The following is a 21302-nucleotide window of genomic DNA, read 5'->3' as shown; positions in this document are numbered from 1 at the left end:
CGCGTGGAAGAACACGTCATCATCGTGCCAACCCGGGCTCGCGCCTCTGGACAGTGGCGGCCAAACGAGTGCCGAGTCTCCGAATACGGCGTCGGATCGCGGCGCGGAACGAAAGCTCACCCGGTTCGAATCGTCGAGCGGCGACGAACCAATCCAAGGATTGCTTGAGATTCGATGGTCGGGATCTCGCGTTCCTGAGAGACTGCCATCCAAGGCTGTAGCGCACTTCACGAATCGTCTGAACCACCTCTTCGGGGAGGGGGCCGTGGAGTTCGGAAAAGCTATCGCACAACAGCTTGAATGTGCACCAGAGATCCGCCGGCGTTGATTGCTCCGGCGACCGACCTTGGTGCAAGAGATACAGGTCGCCGATCGACCGGGCGTCGAAGTCGGGGAACATGGCTGCCACGTAGTTTTTCGCAATCACGCTCGATTGTTTCAAGCCTCGCTCGCGATGAACCGTGGATACCGCGCCGCCGTGAATGCGTTTGCTGAGGAGCTTTCTCGGAAGACACGCCACGGTGCCACGAAGCGCCAAACGCGAAAACAGATCGTAATCCTCCGAAACATCGAATTGGGTTCGATATCCGCCCAATTCACCGACCACTTTCCTGGGAAAGACCACGCCGGGATGAGAGAACGTCGCACTAAAGAAGAGTTGGAATCGCAACGCCAAATCCGAGGTCATTTTGAATGGATTCTCGGAAATCACATTCCCCTGGACATCGATCTCCCAATAGTCGCACCCCAGCAGAACACACCTGGGATTCGCCTGGAGGAATTGGAGTTGCTCCTCCAGACGTGTCGGGGCAGCGAGATCGTCAGCGTCGATGCGTGCAATGATGTCGGCCCTCGCGAGACGCAAGCCCTCGTTCAGCGCCGTGACGAGTCCCACTCGCTCGAGGCGGTGATAGCGGACCCGGTCATCTCCGAGCGATTGCAGATAAGCTGGTCCCTCATCCGTCGATCCATCGTCGAGCACGATCAACTCAAAGTCTTTCAATGACTGTCGGAGTACCGACTCCACGGTCTCGACCAGGAACGGCATTCCGTTGTGCACCGGGAGGAGGATGGACACTCTTGGGTTGTGGCTCATCGTGGTTACGGCTCCGTGGCGTGGGCTGCGAACATCCAAAAACGCTTTTTACTGAGAAGGATCAAAGCGATGCTCGCTTCCAACCGGCCCACGTTCGGGCGGGAAGCTTGGCATCGGATCGAACGAAACTCCGTGTTGACCGCAACGTGACCAGGCCCCAACCAGGTGACATTGGGAGGATGATCCTGGCCTGACGGGGGAGGGGGGAGGCCCTTTTGTTTTAAGAGGATGTCACTAAAGAATCGGACAAGCTCAGAGTCGCGAGCCCCAGAACCAGATCCCACTGACCCAGCTCGGCAACACATTCGGAGTGTCATCTCGCCCAGGCTCGAAAGCCGGTGGGCCGTCTTTCGATATGAGGCAGCGCAAGTCCAAGCAGTTGTCCGGCCTCAGGGAAATCTGGCCGACCTGGCCGGGCTACGGGTTGGAACCCGGCCCACCCAGGACTGAGAACTCGCCGGATGCACCACTAAGTCAGTAGTAATTTGCATTTTTCTTGATGATGACGAATATCACGATCAAGAAACCCACACTGCTGATCAGGAGCAGCGCAATGAGATTCAGGCCGATCCGAAGCGACTGTCTGGGCGAGGCGGCCAAGGCCATCCGCTCGTATGCGGCAACCAGACCGAGAGTCGTAAAGGTCGGGACCACGTAGCACCGCGACAAGGATGTGATCCCGAGGGCGTAGCATCCGACACCGGCTAACAGAAAGGGCCAGAGCCTGGCGAGTTCGCTGTCGAGTCCCCGAGACCGGCGTCTCCCGATCCTTACCAGCACCCAGAGGCTTATCATGAACGCCCCCAAAAACGCGGTGCCGCCGAGGAACCCCATCTCTACATAAGCATGCAGGTATGAGTTGTGAACCACATGGTCGGCATAGTCCAGGCAGTGGTTATACCCCACGCCCAGCACAGGGTTCTGGACGAACAAGCCAGAATATAAATCCCAGATCGCGATGCGGCTCTGCCCCGTACCACCCGAGAGCTTGAAGTCCAACTGGCGACCGCCGATGCCGAGCACGAGCGGTATCGCGAGCACGATGGGGATCATGGCACGCCAGCCAAACCGGGCGATCCCAAAGATGGCGGTCGCGAAGAGCAGGGAGAGCATCCCTGCTCGCGAATAGGTCAGGAGTAGTGCTTGAAACAAGATTGGCAAGGGCAAGAGCCAGAGTGCCCGCAATGGCACTGCAATTGAACGGTCGCTTACCAGATAGAGACTGTTGATGACGCATCCGACAAGAAGCAGGCTCAAGTCATTCGGATCCCCGAACAGACCAGTGCTACTCAGCCTCCGAAAGGGGACCTCAATGCCGTCGACGTACCGCGTCTCCTCGAGCACGACGAGGCTTGGGATTTTGATAATACCCTTGTAGTCCGCCACTCCCAGCGCAGCGACGATGCAGCCATCGACGACGAGAGACGCCAGAAACCACTTCATTCGCGATGGGGACCGGACGATGATAACCAAGAGAATGTAGTAAAGAACAACCTTCATCAAGACATCAAAAGTTTCGATTGCCTCCTGGATCCCGTGACGAACCAGGTTCGAGAGAACCGCGGACAAGGCCAAGGTCAGCACACAGGCGCCGATCGGATGACCCAAGATTGAGCGGAATGAGTTCTTGGCGAGCAGTGCGGGGAAACTCAGGATAATGCACAGGCAGAACGACAGATTGTAGAGCGGAAGTCCGTACAGAGCGGGGATGAACTCCATCGGTCGGATAAAGAGAATGGCGTTGAGCAACAAGAAAGCGGCGAAGTCCATGGCAAGCCTCGAGGCGTGCGGCCGGCGGGGCCGGCATGGCTCATTGCAAGACTGCTGTCGGGGTGACGCTGTCCGCAAATGCGCGGGTCAAAGTTCCGCAAACGAGGAGTAATTGACCGCTGTGAGCGAAACGCGAAGAAATCCGATCCCGGGATCGCCCCCTTGCACTCGTCGGATCGGGCAAGCAACTGACCGACCACGGTGAAAATCAACTCGGCGAACCGCGTCCCGTACGTCCGAAGAGGATTTGCTCCAGTTCGGGAAGTAGAAGCCCGAGAAATCTTGGGCTCGGATCATCCTCGATTCGCTCGTCGGTCGAGGTCGGTTGTCGGACGAGATAAAGCTTGTACAAAACTTGACTCGATGCAAACGCAAGGCGTGGATTCTCAGGAACCACCCAGGGTCCGCTCGCAGACCAGGACCAAAGAATGCGTAGGTAGGTCGGTACCGTGGCGTTGGTTTTACCAAACAGGGCGTTCCGAAACAGGGCCGGCGGCCCCGAAGGATGGGTCGGCCCCGTGAACAATTCCGGTGCGCCGATCAACTCGAAACCAGCCCCGGCGTAGCAGATATCGGGCGTGTGTACCGAGATCGGTCCAGGAGAGCCGCACACCAAGAGGATGGTCACAACGTCCTTATTGACTCGATCCTCATAGCGGCGCACGACGTATCCAGCAATCTCGGCCAACTCCACTTGTTTACGATCGAGCTCCATCGGCATTCCTTGCCAATCGCCCAGGGTCATGGGGAGGCGACGTAGCCTGGCCGCGGCGTCCTCGATCGTATGAGACACGGCCCAACGTTGGGTCCACCGACCGTGGACAATCCCGGCTGAGATCACCAGGGCCAGAGCGAGTGTCGTAGGCAGGAGTCGAAGCATGAGTCGGCTCGGTGTTGGTGATCCACACGCGATTCGCATATCCTGTGCGACTGGTTCATTCAATGCTGATCAGTCATCAGGAAAGTAATGTCGGCCCAGTGTGCGAGTGCATGTGGCCCATTCCTCCCGGCTGAAACGTGACAGCCGAGGGCGTCTGTGGTACTGGACATCACTTTCCTGACCGTTAATAGCTTCGGTCATTGGGGTGATAATTGCTTCCGTAATGGTCGGTCTGTTCGCCCGTGACGATGGCTCCGAGCATCCGGATTCCCAGCCTCGACAACCGATCGTAGGCCGCATGGATCATGGGGATGCGACTGACGTCGCGCATCACGGAGAAGATCACCGCGTCGACGTGTTGACCGATCAGCAAGGCGTCGGCCACCGGCAACACCGGTGAGGAGTCGATCACGAGGAAGTCGTAACTTTCCTTGAGCTGATCGAACAAGGCCCGTAAATCCCGGGAGGCGAGCGCTTGGATCGAGTCGCCATCGCTGAAACCGGCGGTGAGCAACGAGAGACCGTTGACCAACGTCGGCTGAACGGCGTCGACGACCTCGATCTCGTCTCGTAGCACCTCGCTCAGGCCAGGCACACACGGCTGGTCAAACAATTCGTGCGCGGAGGGGCGGCGCATGTCGCCATCGATGAGCAGGGTTCGGCGGCCCGCACGGGCGAGGCTGGTCGCCAGGTGACTCGACAGCGACGTCTTGCCCTCGCCTCCCAGCGCACTGGCGACCATCACCACGCGGACCGACTCGGTCCGCGAGACGTGCAGCAGCGCGGTCCGGGCGGCGTCGACCGATTCGATCAGAATGCTTCCCCACCGTCGATTATGTGCCTCTCCTGAGCCGAGCATCCGGCGCCTCCGTGGCAGGATCGGCAAAGTCCCGAAGAGATTGATTCCCAGTGCATGGATCACATCGGTCGCCGAGTCGACCCGTCGGGCACGAGTTTCCCACAAGGCAATCCCCATAATTGCAAGTACGAAGGCTCCGCATCCCGCCATGCCTGCCATCCGATACTGGCGCGTCTCGTCCTTGGTGCGCGGCAGTTCCGCCTTCTCGAGCAGTCGGATCCGGGGAGGAGCCTGGAGTTCGACGGTCAGGGCCTCCACCTCCTTCCCAATGGTCCGGGCCACCTCGTCGGCGTTGGCGATCTCCTCCTGGATCGAGAAGAGATCCACCGAGTTCTGGGTGATCGAACGGCTCCGCTCAGCGAGCCGCTTGACGTCGTCCTCGAGCGCCGTCTCAAGCTTAGAAAGTATACTAATTCGATGCTGGAGTAAGGTCTCTTTGGACCCGTTCGCTTCGCGCCCCATATTTTGCAACTGTTGTGAGATGATGGGGTAGAGCTTCCGATGCTGCGCGACCAGCCCCGCACGAGCCGCATCCAGCTCATCTCGATATTTCTTGACGGCGGGATCATTCTTGTTCCGGGCCACTCGATAAACCCGCTCGATGGCCCGCTGGGCTTGCGACTCCCGCTCTCTGAGCAGTTCGATCGAGCGATCCCGGCTGATCGCGTCCTCGATCATGGCCGGAGTGATCATAGAAGCGTTCAGGGCCGATTTCTCCTGGAGGACCTCGGCCTCGACCCGTAGACCCCTCAACTCGGACTGGATCCGCGACAGTTCGTCCTCGGCCCGACCGAGACGATCCAGTTCATGCTGATGAATACTTGCGATGGTCGTTTTATTATCGGAGCCGGCCAGTTCCGTCAGCCGCTTGAGCTGCTTGCGTTTCTCCCTCAAGTTCTCCTGATAGCGGCTCCAGGTCGATTTCAGGAGATCGTAGCGTTGCCGACTTTGCTTCATCTCGACATCAACGATCTCATCCAGGTAGGCTTCGGTCACGGCATTGACCAGAAGCATCGGTATTTCGGGCTTTTCGCCACTCATGCTGATCCGTAGAATCTCGGATCCGGGGGCAAAATCGACCAGAAGTTGCTTCTCGAGCCACTCGATCGGGTCACTCATATTGGTGAGAACCTGGAGTTTGGCGACTCGCGGTTGTTTCAGTGCAGCGCCAAGCACAAGGCGACTTTCGAGCAGCGCCAGTTGCGTCCGCTGGTAGGCCCCATACTCGGTATGGAGCTCGCCGGTTTGCAGGAGAATTCTCGGCTTGACCGAATTGACGTGCAACATCGCCCGCGTCGTGTATTTCGCGGGCGGCACAAGGTAGTAGGTAGTAATAGCGATAATTGCCGCGCCGACCAGTCCCGCGCTGAAAGCCAGCAGCCAACGACGACGCAAGGCCTTGATGAGCGTGATCAGATCCAGATGGGACGACGCTCCGAAGCCTGCCGGCGCTCCGTAGCCTGCTGACGAACCGAATCCTGCCGACGGGACCGAGAGTGTGTCCGAGCGGTGCGCCGGAGCGACCGCGGGCAAATTGGCCGAATCGGGGCTAGGTCCGGGGTTGGAGTTTGACATCATGAGGTAGGTGCTCCCTGCAAACCAATCCAACCAGTTTAGGAGTTCGTCAACAGTCCCTTCAGGGCGGCAGACGCATCCTGCTTACCGGCTTGCCGTTTCGCATCGTTCGGATCTCGGTGATCGCGTGCATCCCGCGCCGCCCTCGCCAGGTCAAGCGGGTTAAGCGCGGTGGACGCAGGTGGTGGTTCGATCAGCAGCCACGACATCATCTTGAGTTCGAGCCAGAGCAGGCCTATGGCCATTGGCATCATCAGCCAGCCGGCCAGGTCGTGGAAGATGAGGTTGGCCATATCACTGCCCACCGACTCATGAACGACACCGGTCACCGTGATTCGTACCGTGTTGACAATGAGAGCGATGGGGACCGCACTTGCGACAATCACAACCTTATCAATCCATGGCCGACGGATCACCATCACCATGCCGGACGCCATGGCGAAGAATGTGAACAGCATGCTCAGCCCGCTACATGCCTCAACGACGCCAAGCTCGACCTCCTCCAGATGAATGACGTTCCCCTCGGCGAGGGCAGGGAAGCCCAGTGTCTGCAAAGCATAAGTACTCGCTTTAGTGGCAACGCGTTGCAGGGGAGAAGCCAACGCTCCTTCAAGCCGGTAGGGCAACGGGAGCATAAAGACCAGAAAAGCAATCGCCGGCCACGCCCACCGCAGAGCCGGCCAGCCCCGAGCCAAAACACAAAGACCCCCAAGCGCCGGGAGCAGGGAAACCGCCTCCAACCACCCGACGTAGAGGTAAGCGCCTACCATCCGCAGGGCGAGAGCGATCCCGACCAGTCCCAGTCCTCCCCAGTTCGAGCCCGGTGCGGATGCCGCAAGCCGGTCACGACGATGCCAGAGCACGACTAGCGCGAACACGGGGACGAGATAACCGTGGGCATAGCGCGGGTCGGTCGACCAACGCTTGACCATAACAGATAATGCCGGCCAGTAAAACCAGATCAGGACCACGCCAAGTAGCCCCGCCAGTATGACGAGAAAATCCAATTGTTTCGACCGGTTCACAGCGTTGGGATCGTGTCTCATCATTTCGTTCATCCCTTATGCTCCCCGGCCATTCACATGGGGACGGTCTCGCAAGGCGTTCGCGCAATTCGATACAAAGCATAATCAATTCCGTTTCCATTATTGCTTATTCATTGTGCACACTGATTCGCTTTCCGTCCCCGCTCGGTATCCCCGCTTGGCTGCTTTACGACTCAGGTGCGCCGGGTCAATTGGCATCTCCGGCAACGTTGCCCGTTTCCAACACGAGGCGGGTGTTTCGGTCGAGCGAGACGACCTTCCGCTTGAAGATCGTCCCGATCAGGATCCGCACGGTCAGGAACAATCTCGCCGAGTCGAGGAACTCGCGGCCCCCTCGACAAACTCGAATCAAGCTCATGTCCAGAGCGAAGGCGACTCCTCAACCTGGCAATTCCGCGAGGATCGCGTTGGTCGCCGGCTTCGAGGATTGCGGCCTCAAGGATCGTTCGTGGCCCGACACCATGGTACGGATCGGATTGGTCGTGTTCGTCAGACCAGCCTGCGCCGGCGCTGACGATAATAGCCCAGGCTCAACAGCGCAACCCCTGAGAACGCCATGCCCAGGCTTCCTGGCTCGGGAACCGTCGCCACCGGACCCGAATCGACCGTCGTCCCCGAACCCGAGTTGATCGTCGTTACTGTGCCCGAGAAGGTGGTTGATGTCGTGCCTGCGGCGGCGAGATTCGTCAGATTCTTGGGCACACCGAACTGGTAACTGATCGAAGCCACGCCGCCTCCGGCTGTCGCCTCGTTTTTGAGTTGGAGCAGGGCGATATTCGACCCGCTGTAAGAGACATTTGAGAGGTTGATCAAACTGGCAAGTCCGTCGCTCCCGCCGGAGCTTCCGAGCGAAAAGAGAGCGATTCCCGTGATGGTGGCGGTCAGCGCGGGACCACCGGCTGAACCGATGCTCAATACTGCAGATCCGCCGAGCGGCGCGATTTGCAGCGCCCCGATCGAGATGATAGTCGCGACCGAGTACGTAAACGATCCGGCGATGGAACCGAACAACCCGGCGGGAGAACCGCCAGGGCTGCCCGCCACGGTTGTGATCGCGAAACTGTTACCGTTCGAGCCGTTATTGAACGAAATCGTGGACTGTCCGGTTCCAGTCCCGGTGAACTGGATTGACGCGTTTTCGACGGACGAAAGCCCGAGCGTGATCGCGGCGTCGGCGGGTGAGCTGATGAACAGCCCGACGACCGCTGCTAAGACGAAATTCAACGGCTTCATCAAGTTTCCCCCTTTTAATCAATGGCCTGAACACACGCATGAGTTCAATCAAGCGGGTCATGACGTCACTCGTCCATCAGTGCCAATTTGTCAGATTAGACAACCGACACAACACCGCTGATGTCCCTCATTTGTGGATAACTACGAGTCGTCCTGAAAAGGACGCTCCCAGCCCGATGATCTTTGGGAACCTTGTAATCTTCCTTCCCGACTTGACTCCGCTCTCAGAAACCTGAAGCGTGTGGAATCCGGCGCTGAGGGCTCGGCCGAACGAGCGGAATAATTTCCACGTTCCCACGCTTTTATCTACGGTGGGTTCACCTCCTTGACGAAGTTCTGGGGAGTGTATTGTGGGGGATCGGCTACGTCGTCAGGCCACACGGGGAATGCCGAAGCCGGTTCGGCTGGCTGAGAGCAACGGAGGTTCTCCGAGGTCGCGACACTCATACGGCCACGATCGTTTCGCGATGTGACTCGTTGGCGATCGAAGTGACGAGTGACCTCACCCCCTCTCTGAGCGAAGCAGTGCCTTGATCCCAAGGTGGCCAGGCGAGATCGGCTGCGTGAGTTCCGTAGATCGTTGAGAACCGGCTCACGCAGGAGAATGGCAGCGGAGATTGTCTCGGTTCGAACTCGCTGGGGTGGACGCCGAGCCGTGTGACGGTCTGCCGGACATCGTCATGGGCACAAACGCCAGCTCACTATCCGACTCGCAAATTCCTTATATTTTCGTGATTTACTTATTTTAATCAACTGTAAACAGGAAACCGTGCCCGAGCCTCAAGGAAACGAGGCAAACCAATCGAAAATCAGGCTGTCCGGGGCGAATTCCCCTCGATTTGCCCACAGCCAGGGTGGCTGGGGTCCTACTTCCCACCCCGGATTGACTCCCGGAAGACCGAGGCCAACGACGGCCTCCAGCCACTCAAATGGTCAATCGCTCTCAAGCTAAGCCCCGCCTTCCGATTCGCTCACGAGGCCTACTCTCATCAGTCCCTCGGTGATTCGATTAGGCCACGCGAGTTGACGTCAGCATAACGGATGAGCGAGGGGGACCCAACCCATCACGATATCCCGCTCCTTGACTGATTCAGGGTTCAATGTCGGCGATGCCGCCGGGAGCAGCGGTCGGCGCGTACTTCTGGCCGATGGGTTGCAACAGCCCCCTTAACTTCAGCCTGGATTATGTGTGAATGCGAAACACGGCCCACCTCAACGGCAGTGCGGATGCACTGACGAGATGTGTGCAGCCTCCACCCCTCAATCACGTGACTCAGGCTGATCCCTGCAAACTCCACGCAATGAGTGTGATGTCTGGCAAGCCGGCCTAGGATTCATTTCCAAGACGCCAATCATCGCGTCACTGAGCCGTCGCTCTTCGACAGTCTCGCAACCGAAAGAGATAACTTCCCGGCGGTCTCTCTGCACTTAACGTTATTGCAGGCTCTGAAAAAATTACAACCGAAAATGAGATGCCCGCCATTAACCACACCGTTTACTTCTTAACATAACGCACAATCGGACGCAAAACGGCCCCTATTCCCTTATAAAAGGCCAACCAATGCTTTTGTTTACCCAGCTATCACCCTGCGCAAGCTGAGCAGACGGAATCATTCGTTCAGGTTTATGGGGCCCTAGACGCCCAAATTTGTCGATTCACATTATTGATAGACCAAACCCCAAAGTGGTGCGTTCGGCGAGTTCGTCGAGGTGATTGGTGGGAGCGAGCGTCCCCAAGGCCACACCACTCAACCCAGCAAGAGCCGTGTCTGAATCGGTGTGACTGCCGCGAGAAGTCACTGATGGGGCGGACAGAGACCTCTTTCGAGGCTCAGTTCGCTCGAGTGCGGCGCCGGGATTGGTCGGGCGATTCATCCGCCGAGCCGATCGTGAGCCGGCCGAATTCAGGTGAATCTTTATTCCCCGCATCGATCTCTGATTCCAGGAACCCGCCGCGGAGCAGCCGACCGGGTTCATTTCCTCGCTTCACTCACACGGCTTCGTGCGATTCGCATTTGATGCGGCAAATTCATGGCGTAACTCAGAGTCAGCCTGGATTGACAACAGCGTCAATGAAAGGGGAGAAAGGGAGTTGATTCTCTTCAAGAAGGTGTCGAGCGTCTGTGCAATTCGACCGGGCGAATCAAACTAACTAATCGGGGCGTCTGAGTCGGCGCCTGGAGCAATCTGGGGAAAACGGGTTCTGATAATCGTGTCGAGCTCTCTGAAGATATTGTGTTTACGTTTGTTCACTGCTTGCTGGCTAATCCCAAGCGCTTCCGCAAGGCATGATTCCGACTTCCCCTCCCAAAAGATTTCTTCAATCAGTGAAGCATCCGACGTTGGAAGGCGAGCGATTGCCTCGGTCAGCAAGGAACCGATGGCTTCACGCGAGGGGTACTCCCCCCCTTTGACGGCTTCGTACTCGTAGACGGCGGCTACTGAGATCTGGTGGATCGCGTAGGTCCACTCCCTACGATATCGGGCGAGAGCCGTCTGCATGATTCGCCGGTGGAGAAAAGCGCCGAACGGAATGCCTCGGTTTGCATCGAAGTCATTCGTGGCTTGAATGACACTAAGCGTCACCTCAGCCACGATCTCATCGAACCAATCTTGGATCGACCAATGAGGCGGAACACGCCAGCGACGAATTCGTTTCAAGCAACATTGAACGGTCACCCATTCGGATGATTCTTGCTCGAGACTGAGGTGCTGGGTTGTTCCATTGGCGGAGTGTTCCCTTTCCGTGCTCGATGCTACCGAATCCTTGCCAAGAATCTGCATGAGATAGTTGCAGTGGTCATCGTGCATGGGGTCGACCTCCGTTGGATACGACTCATCCCTGAGGTGATGCCCGACTTCGTGTTCAAGCTTCTTTCGAATTCCGAAACCGGAACACGCCTGCTACTTCCGAAACGACTGGTTCGAGTCGAGTCGAATTCGTTTCTGGGAAAAACCCCGCAACAATTCGGAGACGGCCTACCTTTCTTGGAGTCCAAGACCACGATGGGAATCACTTCGCATTCCTGCACGCTCCAATGCTCAACTCAGTTTGCCGCCGCTTGATCGATGTCCGAAGCGGGCGAATCTCCGACTCTCTGGACTCCACTATCCATTCGCTAAGGATGAACCACTTATAGCAAACACATGTCTTCCATGACAAATCCCGACTGTTCTGAGACTTTAGAATTCAATGTACTATAACAAAAGTCGTCATGGTCGTCGCGTGGTCTCAGCGAGATTTCATGGCCGAACGAAATTATTAATTTGTTCCCCCCATGTGGCGGAGCCTGGTTGGAACTCGTGACGACCCTGGGTTCACGGCCCCGCAGTCTTCGCATCCACAGCATCTTGCGCAGCCTGCCTTGCCGTTTACCTGTCAAGGATCCGGCCATTAATATCGCTCATGCTCCACTCGTAACAATTCTCACCCAAACCACGCATGGAGTCCCTAACCCACCAACTCAACACACGATCCGTCCTGGAATTCCAAATGATCCTCTCTTGGTCTTGGAGCCGTCTTCCAAACGCAGGCATACTTCTATTGGACTGTTTCGCCGCCTTGTCGGCGAAAGATACGCCCTCGCCCGTGAAGCCGTTCCTGTTTCAAGCCGAGCGCATCGTTTGGCCCCATCAGGTCGGTAACCGGCGTATCAACGATGGAATCGCCAGCGACCGGACGCCGGCCTGGCAGCGAACCAGGTCGGCCTGGCTTAGGAAAAGCCAGACCGGTTGCTCCAATTCACTCTAATAGGATGAGTCGAAGATTGACGAAACCCTCGAATGTGTGGATGCGAATCGCCGCGGGGGTTGTCATGGATCGCCCACGGGATGGTGGTGATGGCGGGCTCGTTCCCTCAACACCACGCCAATGCGATCGTCGCGTTCGTTGGGGAATCAGGTACGGGGAATGACGAAGATGGCGTCTGACTCAACAACGCAACCTATTCTTTCAGAATAGTTTATAGCAGAATTCCAAAGCTTCCTGAATCATTTTCCCCCGTGCTTCGACGTCATCGGCGTGCTTGTCATCGGTGGCCCAATGATTCCTCTGGGACGACGACAGTCTACCATCATAACCACTTCATAGATAAAGAGATCGGGACGGTAGGCGGGACCACCCTCCAGGTGGATTCCGACTTTAACCGCGAATCGATTGGGAATCGATCATGACGTTATCACAGGTTCAGCGAGGCTTTACGTTGTTTGCGGGTCAAGTTTGTCGGCGTGTCGACGCTCGAACGCGATACCGGCGGGCCAGCGGACCTTGTTGTGAAATCGGCACAACACTGCTCAACGACAGCCAAAACTCTGTCGATTTAAACAGAAACCATGACAACTACAGATCTTACAATGATGCTTCCCAGCCAATTCTTGCCTAGTAAAACACGCGAGATTTGTTCACACGCCTCATGGCACGGGCGGCCTCATCACAATTTGTTCACTTACAACCGGGCGCATGGGGAATTCCAGCAACCGAGGAAGTCGATGAAGCGGGGAATCGTCGAACCCTGCGGAATTCGAGGAATTCTTACGGGTCCGACCTTCGCCAAATTGCCTCGAGACGGCCGTGTCACCACGCCTCGGTCGGTAGGCTAACTGGTTCTCCCGCCGTCACTTCGACCAGTTCTTGGTCTTCGTCCCGAAAGAGCAGGGCGAAAACGACCAAGACCGCCCCAGACATCATGGAGGGGATGATCCAGATCCGACTCCAGTCGTGGAGGACGGTTCCATCGCTATTCGTAATCACGGAGGCCTCTCCGATCATCCCCGAGAGCCAGGTCCCGACAAACATCCCGGCGCCGAGCGTAACGAACGCAAGCAGACCCTGAGCCGTGGCACGAAGATGCTCGGGTGCACGGCGGTCGACGTAAATCCTCCCCATCACGAAGAAGAAGTCGTAGCAGATTCCATGCAAGGCGATTCCCGTATAGAGCAAGGCTGGCCAGGTCTGGCCCCTCGCATACAGTTCGAACAGGCCGAAGCGAACCGTCCACGCGAGCATGCCCAGCAGGAGCATTCGCTTCACTCCCAGGCGACCGACAAACAGGGGCATCAAGAGTAGGAACGTCACGTCGGAAACCTGTCCCAGCGTCATCTTGCTCGCGGCGTGCTTGACCCCAATCTCGTTCAGGAAAACGTTCGTCCAGCTGAAGTAGAAGCTCAACGGGACGCAGATCAAGAACGAGCCGAGCAGGAACACGGCGAACGAACGATGGCGAAGCAGCTTCAACGCGTCGAAGCCAAGGGCTTCACCCAATGTGGTTGAGCGCTCGCGGTCAAGCGGAGGAGTGTGGGGCAGGGTCAGGCAATAGAGTCCCATCGCGGCCGACGCCAATGCCGCCAACTGGAATTGTGTCGCCGCCGCCTCGACTTCAGCTTGGCCGATGACCAGGCCGGCGGCGATCCAGCCGACACTGCCCATCAACATCACCAGGGGGAACTGACGACCAGCGTCTGTCACGTGTCGCAAGGTCAACGAGTTCGTCAGAGCAAGCGTCGCCATGTAGCCGATCGTGTGGGCCATCAAGGCCCCATAGAAGACGGGGAAACTCGTGGTGGTTGAGACGAAATAGAGAAGGCCCGCGCCAATCAGGTGGAGGACCGCCAAGATTTTTTCGGCCGCGAAAAAGCGGTCGGCCACCAGACCGACCAGAAACGGCGAGATCATGGCTCCGATGGCCGGAGTGCCATAGGCGAGCCCGACCTGGCCGCCGCTGAAATGAAGCGTCCGGGTCAGGTAGGTGCCCATCGTCACGTACCAGAGGCCCCAGATCGCATACTGAACGAACACCATCACCCAGAGCCGCACCAACAAACTCGTCTTCAAGGTTCGCCTCGACTTCGGTTGGGGATCTCGATTCGCCTCAGGGGCGCCCTGGCTCGTCTTTGATCAAGGGATCAGAACCATCGTTCGGTTGGCGATGCGGTCAATCACCTCGTGGAGCAACGCCATGAGTCGGGTAGGAGCAGGGCAGGGGCGCCGGGTTTAAGGTTTGGCCAGATCCGCGACTGAAACCCGGCCCACCGCACTATTTGCCGCTCGGTCGGGCACCCGCGGCCCACTTCTTGCGCGCGGCCTCCTGGAGCGGGTTCGAGCCATCGGGCAGGCGATCGCCGGCGATCTGCCAGAAAAAGATTCCACGGAATCCCTGTTTCAGGAGCCAGTCCGTTTTGATCGCGATCGATTCGGCATCGTCATAGCCCATCACCATCGAGCGGTCGGGCGCAAAAAGCCAAGGGTTCTTGGTCTCGTCATCCCAGTGTCGGGTCCAGCCCTGAGCATTCAGGAGCTTGTGGAGGTTGCTGTACTCGCCCTGGGGAATCCGGTTCTTGGCGATGCCTTTCGTGGACGCATAGGGCTCCGAGACGGCGAATCCCCGACCGTAGAGTGGAACGCCTACCGCCAGCCGGTTCGCGGGCAATCCCCGCTCTTCGACCAGGTATTTCATGGTCGATTCGGTCGAATGGGAATTCCCCTTCGGTTGTTTCGAGGAAGCATAGAGGGGTGAGTGGTGCCCCGCGTAGTTGGTCCAGTCACCGGTGAAGTCGTAGGTCATCACATTGACCCAATCCATCGTTTCGAGCAGAAACGTCTTGTCGAGCCACCTGAGGGTGCCGGGATGAGAAGTCGCGGCCATCGTCAGAAGCATCGACCGCCCGTTCCTCGCCCCGATCGCATCGAGATCCTTGCGAAATCGGCGAGAGAGCCGCTCGAATCCGACGACCTCCTGCTTGTTATCCGGGTACTCCCAGTCGAAGTCGATCCCGTCGTAGTTGGATTTTTCCACGAGGTCCATCACGGCTTTCGCATATCGTTCTTCCGCCTCCGGCTTGGAAACGATGGCAGCGAATTGATCATCCCAACCCCAGCCTCCCAGCGACACGAGGACCTTGACACCTGCCTTGTGGGCATCATTGATCAAGTCACGGTTCGGAACGCTTCGGGAACGATTGAGGTTGCCCTCGGCGTCGGCCGTAACGAACGCATGACAAAGATGCGTGTAGAGCCCGAAGTTGATGTTGCGCGGTTGGCCGAACAGATAGCCCACGAACACCTTGTCCGTGGGGTTCTGATCGGGCGCAGCGAGTGTGGCGGCTGGCGAAGAGAAACCAGCCAGAACGGCTGCCCAGAGGAGTGAACGTCGTGTCAGGAAATGCTTCATCTGCCACCCTCAATGGAATGAGTTTTCGAGAGGGAAAAAGGCCTGCAATCCAACCTCCGCCGAGCAGGACGGCAAATGTCGCTTTGACACAGCCAAGGTGCCCGCTCCGCGGCGGACGTGGATCGAGTGACCCAGGATAGCCTAATCGAGATCAGGGGTCGCGGTGGAAGATCCGTTGAGATCCTGATCCTTGGCCCCTCGAAAGCGACGAGTGGGCGCGACCTTCCGACCTCAATACGTCGCTCGGATTTCAGAGAACCGTCGAGAACGCGCGGCTAAGCGGTAGCGTCGAGGAGAAATGGCGACAGCTTCAGAATGAGGGAGGAGGCAAGCGGACACACGACTAGGGTCGTCCGCCAGATTCGAGCGGGTGGGCGAAGGGGTGCCACCATCGACTCGTGGGAAAGTGAAGCTCAACCCGTGGGAGCCCGGCGAGTGAGATCACGGTCCCGGTTGATGCGAACCTTCTTGAGAAGTGCCTGAAGCTCGTCGTCGTCGCCCGGCGCCAGACAGGGAAGCTTGCTTTCGTGTTGGCCGGGGCAACGTAGGCGGGCGATTCATACCAACTCTGGCTCCACCCCATTGCCATCGTTACAGCCGCATATCATCCCATTTTCCTTCGGGTCGAAACCTTGAGGGAAGCGGGTGTGGGAGTCATATAACGCCCCCTCGAGGATCGCCCCGTCGACGATCCACCCTTCCAGGTTAGCACCGCGAAAATCGGCTCTCCGGAGCACAGTCGAACTATTCAAATGATCCCTGCCAAGCTTCACTCCTTCCAGCTTTGCCCCGGTGAAATCAGCCTCCTCGAAGTGGGCACCGCGGAGAACGGAACCCGATAGATCCGCGCCTCGGAACGAAGCTCGATAGCCGAATGCGCCATTGAGGTCGGCGCCCCGGAGATCCGCCTGATCAAAGTAAGCATCGAGGCAGAGGACCCCCTCCATGACTGCGTCCCGGAGACAGGCGCTCGACAAGTCGGCGTCGGAGAGGTCGGCAGAACTGAGGAGTGCCCCTGAAAGGTTTGTCGCTCTGAGCGAGGAGTCCTTGAAATAAGCGCTGAGTAATTTCAGCCCCCTCAGGTCGGCCCCAGCCAACTCGCCCTCACGTTCGAGGAGAACGTAGCCCGCATTCGTAGTAATCCGCATCGAAACACCCAGAAACATTGCCATCTAAATATTAATACACAGGAAATCCATACATTTTTCCCAATCCAACTACATCACATCACACATAGATTTCCTTGAAGTCATCGACACCCCGCATGCATTCCATCATTGCCAGAATCAGGATACCCCCCACGGGCTTCACGATGAGCGAGTCCGTTGGGAAATCACGAGGGGACGACCGTCGGCGCCAGGCTTCAACGAAGGAGAATCACCGCTTCAAGCCTGCAAACCCAATACGCAATGTCCGTGGAGGCGGCTTGCGTCAGATTTTGCACGCCTCTGGTTGGCGGGAGTCCGAACTCTCGCCCCTGTGAGAGGGCCAGAGAACCGAGGGGCCAGGACGGTAGTCAGCCCCTTCCAAATTGCTCGGACTTCATTCCATCCGGAGGATAACCGCCCTAGTCAATACCAGAGGCGTGCGTTCCTGTCTATTGACCGTCGCCTCTCCCGGCTACAAAATGCGGCCTTTCCGGTTCCAATCTCTTCCGACAAAACAAATCACATGGTTTGAAACCCCCATGGAAATTTCCCATGCGACAAAATGATCCAATCCGTTTCGGGCGTAGGGCTTTCCTCAAGCGGGGCTCGCTGGTGCTTGCTGCCACGAGCCTCGACGCCGCGGCTCTGGGCAACCTGTCCGCTCGCGAGGACTCGGCCACGACCGGCCTGAGCGTCGGACTGCTGACGGACCTGCACTATGCTGACAAACCTCGTGTCGGAACTCGCTACTACCGGGAGACTCCCGAGAAGTTGGCTGAGGCAGCCAGGCAGTTTAGCCGGGAGGATTTGAGTTTCGTGGTGGAACTCGGCGACCTTATCGACTCTGCCGACTCGATCACCACGGAGTTGAAGGCTCTCGAGCGAATCAACCGGGAGTTTTCGGCGATTTCCCCGAACCGGCATTACGTCCTGGGCAACCATTGCGTCTCCACACTGACCAAGGAGGAGTTCCTCGATTGTGTGGGACAGAAACGGTCCTATTACTCCTTCGACCACAGTGACTTCCATTTCATTGTCCTGGACGCTTGCTTTCGGAGTGATGGAAAGCCGTATGGACGTCAGAACTTTGAGTGGACCGACGCGAATATTTCGAAGGCGGAGACGGACTGGCTGCAAGACGACCTGAAGTCCACGACCAAGAAGGTCGTCGTTTTCGCCCACCAGCGGCTCGATGTCAGCAACAGCCATGGCGTCAGGAACGGACCCGAGATACGACGAGTCCTGGAAGAGTCGGGGAAGGTGCTGACCGTCCTCCAGGGCCACAGCCACAAGAACGACTACAAAGAGATTGCCGGCATCCACTATTGCACCCTCGTCGCGATGATCGAAGGCTCAGGACCCGAGAACAACGGGTACTCGGTCATGAATATCCAACCTGACGGCACGATCCGAATCCAGGGCTTTCGCAAGCAGGTGGACCGACAGTGGCCGAGGGAGGGGAAAGAGGAAAAGTGAGAGGCCGGTGACCTTCCCCACGATCGTGGGGAAGGTCAAGGACTTCGCGAACAAAGGGAAATAACGTCGCAACCCCGCTTGGAAAAACCGCGTATCCTCCAAACCGCGAGGGAAACCAAACTCGTGGGATGATTTCTCCGAACAGAATGTCGTGGGGCGGCGTAATGAGCCATACACTTCAACCCACACATCCGCTGACATCAACGGAGGGATCCACTCCCATGAGCCGAATAGCCAAGCAGTACGTCCACATCACGATTGATGCTGTTGATACTGTCGACTTCGATCCTGAAGGCCGCTATGACGCCGACCGGTATGACCGATACGCCACGTTCGACGAGGCTCGTGACGCCGCGCTCACCTCGATTGAATTGATGCTCGATGAGAAGGATTACGACGGCGATGACCACCGGCACGAGCTCGAAATGATGCTCCCGCTGCTTGAATCATCCAACTCATTTGACCAGTTGAAGCGACATGCCGAATACCGGCAACTTTTGAAACGATTAGAACCGGCCGCTTCGTTCGCAGCCTGACACCGCGAATCCCGGATGATTGTATTCAAGGCGGAAGTTCCTCAAAGTCGACCCGGATTCGCCAAGACCTCCGCGGAGGATCCGGCTTGACCAGGTACCCGTCGGAATTCCTCCAACCGGTCCGCCTGGCCGAATACCAACAGCCAGGCCGGCCGGTTCTGCTCGCGTAGTACAAGCGGACCGCCTGCGGCAACATCCCTCAGCAAGATCAAGGGACTGAGTCGCAGGCAGCTCCCATGTAAGTGGCCACGGTTTTCCTGGATTGATCGAGGGATGACCGTGGCGAATGCAGGTGACACTCAAGGCTTGGGCACCCTTCAAAGCAAGGCCAACATGTCCGCCTGCTCAAGTGCTGAGACACCAGCCGATCCTTGCAATTCAACGGGCCTCTACTTGAGGAACCAGACGGCGGTGATCTTGCCGTCGTTCACCTGGTAGATGGCAACAGCCTTGAATTGACGTCCGCCCACGCTGACTTCCTCCTGGTCGATGACGCGATCGCCCTGCACAATCCGGTCGACAATCCTGACCTTCAGATCCGGCTCCCTTTTGAAGAGCTTGCCATACCGCTCCCGCAGGGCCTCGAGTCCCGATGCCGACTCTTTATCGGGAAAGTCGTACAGCTTGATCTTCGGGGAATAAGTCTTCAGGAACGCTTCGATATCGTGGCGGTTGTAGGCCTCGACCTGATTCTGGACGACCTGCTCCGGTCCCGAGATCACAGAACCTTCTGAACTCGCTCCGCCCACATTGACCTCTTGTGCCGGCCCCGGTGCGGTCAGCAGGCCGACCATCACCAGAGCCAGAGCGATCGAGCCCAATCGGGGAGATCCGAGGCGATGCTGCCACGACATGAACCCACTCCTTTTCGAGAGAAGACGTTCCCAACGGATGACGTGGCGGAGCAGGAAGGGGGATGACTCGCTTCCCCGAACCGCATTATTTCGAAAGGCGTTCGAGGATGTTCTTCGTGACTCGTTCGACAACTGGGTCGCCGCCGCGGAGACCATGGGACCAGTCGGTTGTACCGACGGTGAAGACCGTGCCTCCGCGGTCATACGTCCCAAGCACAGACGCGCCCGGCATCGGTAAGCCCGATGAGTCACGCGGAAAGTGGTCGTACCACAAGGCATCGTCGGGGTGCCACTTCGCCGGGCAGGAAGCGAGAATGGTGAACCCTTCGGGGGTGCCGTCGCGGTGAGTCGGGACAGGGAGCCCGTCTTTCATCTCGAACTCGCAGCCATCGCACTCATAGCCGACAACCGTGTGCTTGCCGCCGAACGGCTCGCCGACTTTGAGACCAGTGCCTTCGAAAGCCCAGTGGCCGGGCCGGTGCGCGGTGAATGCCCCCTGACCGTCCATGAACTGACCGTGGCTCAGATGATAACCGCCATGGAGGAAGCCCACCCCGGTGAGCTGATTCTCGGGCCGTTTCACCAGGTGGTGGCTCCACAAGGTCGAGAGCGTGCGATGGTCGCCCGTCGGGAAGAGAGGATCTTGGCTGTACCCCTGCTTCCAACAGGTCAAGGCTCGACCACCTTCCTCACTACGGACCTGCCAGCAGCAGGTGTTGCCGCTGAAAAAGGCGACATTGCCCCCCCGGCCAATGAACGCCTCCAGGTGGTCGCGCATCGGGGCTGACCAGTACTCATCGTGGCCCACGCTCAGGACGAGTTTGTAGGGCTCGAGGAGCTCCGGGTGAAACTCCAAGTCGTCGTTGGCGCAGTAGTCGATGGCATAACCTTGTCGCTCGGCCCAAGCCACGAACGGCAACTCCCACATCCGGAAGAGACCCGCAAGCGGCCGGTCGAAGGACACGCGATGCCCTTGCAGGTTGTCCCGCCCATGGTAGGCATAGAGGCTGCTTCCGCCCCAGTTGTTGTAGGCGTTGTACGTGTTGGTGGCCAGCGGCAGCAAGATCGACCCACCCTCGCCCGGGTTGGCGGGACGAATGATGAAAAACAGGTCGACCTCGGCAATCCGGTTGTTGCGGCCGATGAATTTCCCACCACCATCAACCACACGGAGCTTGACGTTGTAGTACCCTGACCGCCAGTCGGACGGAACCGTGATTTTCCGCGAAACCGGCCAACCGCAGCCGTGCGACGACGCATTCTCAGGGATCGGATGCAATGCACCAGGGAGGTTGGACTGCGTGAGGACGACCTCGTCCTTTGCACCGAGTCGAGTCACCTCCAACGAGTAATGCGGCGCCGTGGTCGAAACGTGCAAGCCGATGACATCACCAGCACGGTAGCTGAGGCGGTCAGTGTACCCCTCAACCCCGAACGAAGGCGGTCCGTCATCGTCGGTCGCAGCGTTGGCCTTCACACCGGTCGCAGCAACGAGCCCGGCCCCGATCCCACCCATGAAATTGCGCCGAGTCGACATTCGTCCTTCCCCCTCAGGCCCGATTTCGAATCACCGGCTCAGTGTAACCGGCGCAGCGAGCAGATCAACGCTCCCGAGGCAAGGGCCCGTGTTTGAGGAACTCGGTCGTATTCTCAGCAGAGGATG

At 58.1% G+C, this 21302-nt stretch carries 15 protein-coding genes; 2 read left to right on the top strand and 13 right to left on the bottom strand.

Going from position 1 to position 21302, the window contains the following annotated elements:
* Positions 1 to 19 precede the first annotated feature (19 nt).
* The 11 genes from V5E97_RS33565 to V5E97_RS33515 all read right to left on the bottom strand — a co-directional run bounded on the left by V5E97_RS33565 (position 20) and on the right by V5E97_RS33515 (position 16773).
* The gene (locus V5E97_RS33565) at positions 20 to 1096 is read right to left on the bottom strand and encodes a glycosyltransferase family 2 protein (protein ID WP_406695896.1); all 1077 of its coding nucleotides are present in this window, start codon (positions 1094 to 1096) and stop codon (positions 20 to 22) included.
* 474 nt (positions 1097 to 1570) lie between these two features.
* The gene (locus V5E97_RS33560) at positions 1571 to 2866 is read right to left on the bottom strand and encodes an O-antigen ligase family protein (protein WP_406695895.1); all 1296 of its coding nucleotides are present in this window, start codon (positions 2864 to 2866) and stop codon (positions 1571 to 1573) included.
* Positions 2867 to 3074: 208 nt separating this feature from the next.
* Positions 3075 to 3746: an exosortase-associated EpsI family protein gene (locus V5E97_RS33555; protein WP_406695894.1), complete on the bottom strand. Its 672-nt coding sequence runs from the start codon at positions 3744 to 3746 to the stop codon at positions 3075 to 3077.
* Positions 3747 to 3930: 184 nt separating this feature from the next.
* Positions 3931 to 6183, bottom strand: coding sequence for a polysaccharide biosynthesis tyrosine autokinase (locus V5E97_RS33550; RefSeq protein WP_406695893.1), 2253 nt, complete (start codon positions 6181 to 6183; stop codon positions 3931 to 3933).
* Between the two features lie 35 nt (positions 6184 to 6218).
* Positions 6219 to 7229 carry an exosortase/archaeosortase family protein gene (locus V5E97_RS33545; RefSeq protein WP_406695892.1) on the bottom strand — a complete coding sequence of 337 codons (1011 nt, stop codon included), beginning with the start codon at positions 7227 to 7229 and terminating at the stop codon, positions 6219 to 6221.
* A 184-nt stretch (positions 7230 to 7413) separates the two neighbouring features.
* Complete coding sequence (locus V5E97_RS33540; RefSeq protein ID WP_406695891.1) at positions 7414 to 7578, bottom strand: hypothetical protein; 165 nt, start codon at positions 7576 to 7578, stop codon at positions 7414 to 7416.
* Positions 7579 to 7715: 137 nt separating this feature from the next.
* Entirely contained in the window at positions 7716 to 8459 is a 744-nt protein-coding gene (locus V5E97_RS33535; RefSeq protein WP_406695890.1) for a hypothetical protein, read from the bottom strand.
* A gap of 2148 nt (positions 8460 to 10607) precedes the next feature.
* Positions 10608 to 11270 carry a sigma-70 family RNA polymerase sigma factor gene (locus tag V5E97_RS33530; protein ID WP_406695889.1) on the bottom strand — a complete coding sequence of 221 codons (663 nt, stop codon included), beginning with the start codon at positions 11268 to 11270 and terminating at the stop codon, positions 10608 to 10610.
* 1762 nt (positions 11271 to 13032) lie between these two features.
* Positions 13033 to 14289, bottom strand: coding sequence for a nucleoside permease (locus tag V5E97_RS33525; protein WP_406695888.1), 1257 nt, complete (start codon positions 14287 to 14289; stop codon positions 13033 to 13035).
* A gap of 202 nt (positions 14290 to 14491) precedes the next feature.
* Positions 14492 to 15625 carry a glycoside hydrolase family 18 protein gene (locus V5E97_RS33520; protein ID WP_406695887.1) on the bottom strand — a complete coding sequence of 378 codons (1134 nt, stop codon included), beginning with the start codon at positions 15623 to 15625 and terminating at the stop codon, positions 14492 to 14494.
* Between the two features lie 557 nt (positions 15626 to 16182).
* Positions 16183 to 16773, bottom strand: a complete 591-nt coding sequence (locus tag V5E97_RS33515) for a pentapeptide repeat-containing protein (RefSeq protein ID WP_406695886.1) — start codon at positions 16771 to 16773, stop codon at positions 16183 to 16185.
* A 552-nt stretch (positions 16774 to 17325) separates the two neighbouring features.
* On the opposite strand from V5E97_RS33515, the gene V5E97_RS33510 reads away from it, so the two are divergent.
* Positions 17326 to 18249, top strand: a complete 924-nt coding sequence (locus V5E97_RS33510) for a metallophosphoesterase (RefSeq protein WP_406695885.1) — start codon at positions 17326 to 17328, stop codon at positions 18247 to 18249.
* 221 nt (positions 18250 to 18470) lie between these two features.
* Positions 18471 to 18785 (top strand): hypothetical protein, encoded by a 315-nt coding sequence (locus V5E97_RS33505; protein WP_406695884.1) that lies wholly within the window; start codon positions 18471 to 18473, stop codon positions 18783 to 18785.
* 389 nt (positions 18786 to 19174) lie between these two features.
* Here the strand turns inward: V5E97_RS33505 and V5E97_RS33500 are convergent, their stop codons facing one another.
* Together V5E97_RS33500 and V5E97_RS33495 are read right to left on the bottom strand one after the other, a co-directional pair.
* Positions 19175 to 19639: a nuclear transport factor 2 family protein gene (locus V5E97_RS33500; RefSeq protein WP_406695883.1), complete on the bottom strand. Its 465-nt coding sequence runs from the start codon at positions 19637 to 19639 to the stop codon at positions 19175 to 19177.
* 85 nt (positions 19640 to 19724) lie between these two features.
* Entirely contained in the window at positions 19725 to 21176 is a 1452-nt protein-coding gene (locus V5E97_RS33495) for a N,N-dimethylformamidase beta subunit family domain-containing protein (RefSeq protein ID WP_406695882.1), read from the bottom strand.
* Positions 21177 to 21302: the final 126 nt, after the last annotated feature.

Source organism: Singulisphaera photorubra (genome assembly GCF_045290345.1).
In the GTDB taxonomy this organism is placed as follows: domain Bacteria; phylum Planctomycetota; class Planctomycetia; order Isosphaerales; family Isosphaeraceae; genus Singulisphaera.
This window is presented reverse-complemented; position numbering and strand designations above follow the sequence as displayed.

Excerpts from the sequence above, each read along its gene's own strand:
- V5E97_RS33520 (WP_406695887.1), bottom strand. The coding sequence starts at position 15,625 with ATGAAGCATTTCCTGACACGACGTTCACTCCTCTGGGCAGCCGTTCTG.
- V5E97_RS33505 (WP_406695884.1), top strand. The coding sequence starts at position 18,471 with ATGAGCCGAATAGCCAAGCAGTACGTCCACATCACGATTGATGCTGTT.
- V5E97_RS33535 (WP_406695890.1), bottom strand. The coding sequence starts at position 8,459 with ATGAAGCCGTTGAATTTCGTCTTAGCAGCGGTCGTCGGGCTGTTCATC.
- V5E97_RS33555 (WP_406695894.1), bottom strand. The coding sequence starts at position 3,746 with ATGCTTCGACTCCTGCCTACGACACTCGCTCTGGCCCTGGTGATCTCA.
- V5E97_RS33495 (WP_406695882.1), bottom strand. The coding sequence starts at position 21,176 with ATGTCGACTCGGCGCAATTTCATGGGTGGGATCGGGGCCGGGCTCGTT.
- V5E97_RS33550 (WP_406695893.1), bottom strand. The coding sequence starts at position 6,183 with ATGATGTCAAACTCCAACCCCGGACCTAGCCCCGATTCGGCCAATTTG.
- V5E97_RS33565 (WP_406695896.1), bottom strand. The coding sequence starts at position 1,096 with ATGAGCCACAACCCAAGAGTGTCCATCCTCCTCCCGGTGCACAACGGA.
- V5E97_RS33545 (WP_406695892.1), bottom strand. The coding sequence starts at position 7,229 with ATGATGAGACACGATCCCAACGCTGTGAACCGGTCGAAACAATTGGAT.
- V5E97_RS33515 (WP_406695886.1), bottom strand. The coding sequence starts at position 16,773 with ATGCGGATTACTACGAATGCGGGCTACGTTCTCCTCGAACGTGAGGGC.
- V5E97_RS33510 (WP_406695885.1), top strand. The coding sequence starts at position 17,326 with ATGCGACAAAATGATCCAATCCGTTTCGGGCGTAGGGCTTTCCTCAAG.
- V5E97_RS33530 (WP_406695889.1), bottom strand. The coding sequence starts at position 11,270 with ATGCACGATGACCACTGCAACTATCTCATGCAGATTCTTGGCAAGGAT.
- V5E97_RS33560 (WP_406695895.1), bottom strand. The coding sequence starts at position 2,866 with ATGGACTTCGCCGCTTTCTTGTTGCTCAACGCCATTCTCTTTATCCGA.
- V5E97_RS33500 (WP_406695883.1), bottom strand. The coding sequence starts at position 19,639 with ATGTCGTGGCAGCATCGCCTCGGATCTCCCCGATTGGGCTCGATCGCT.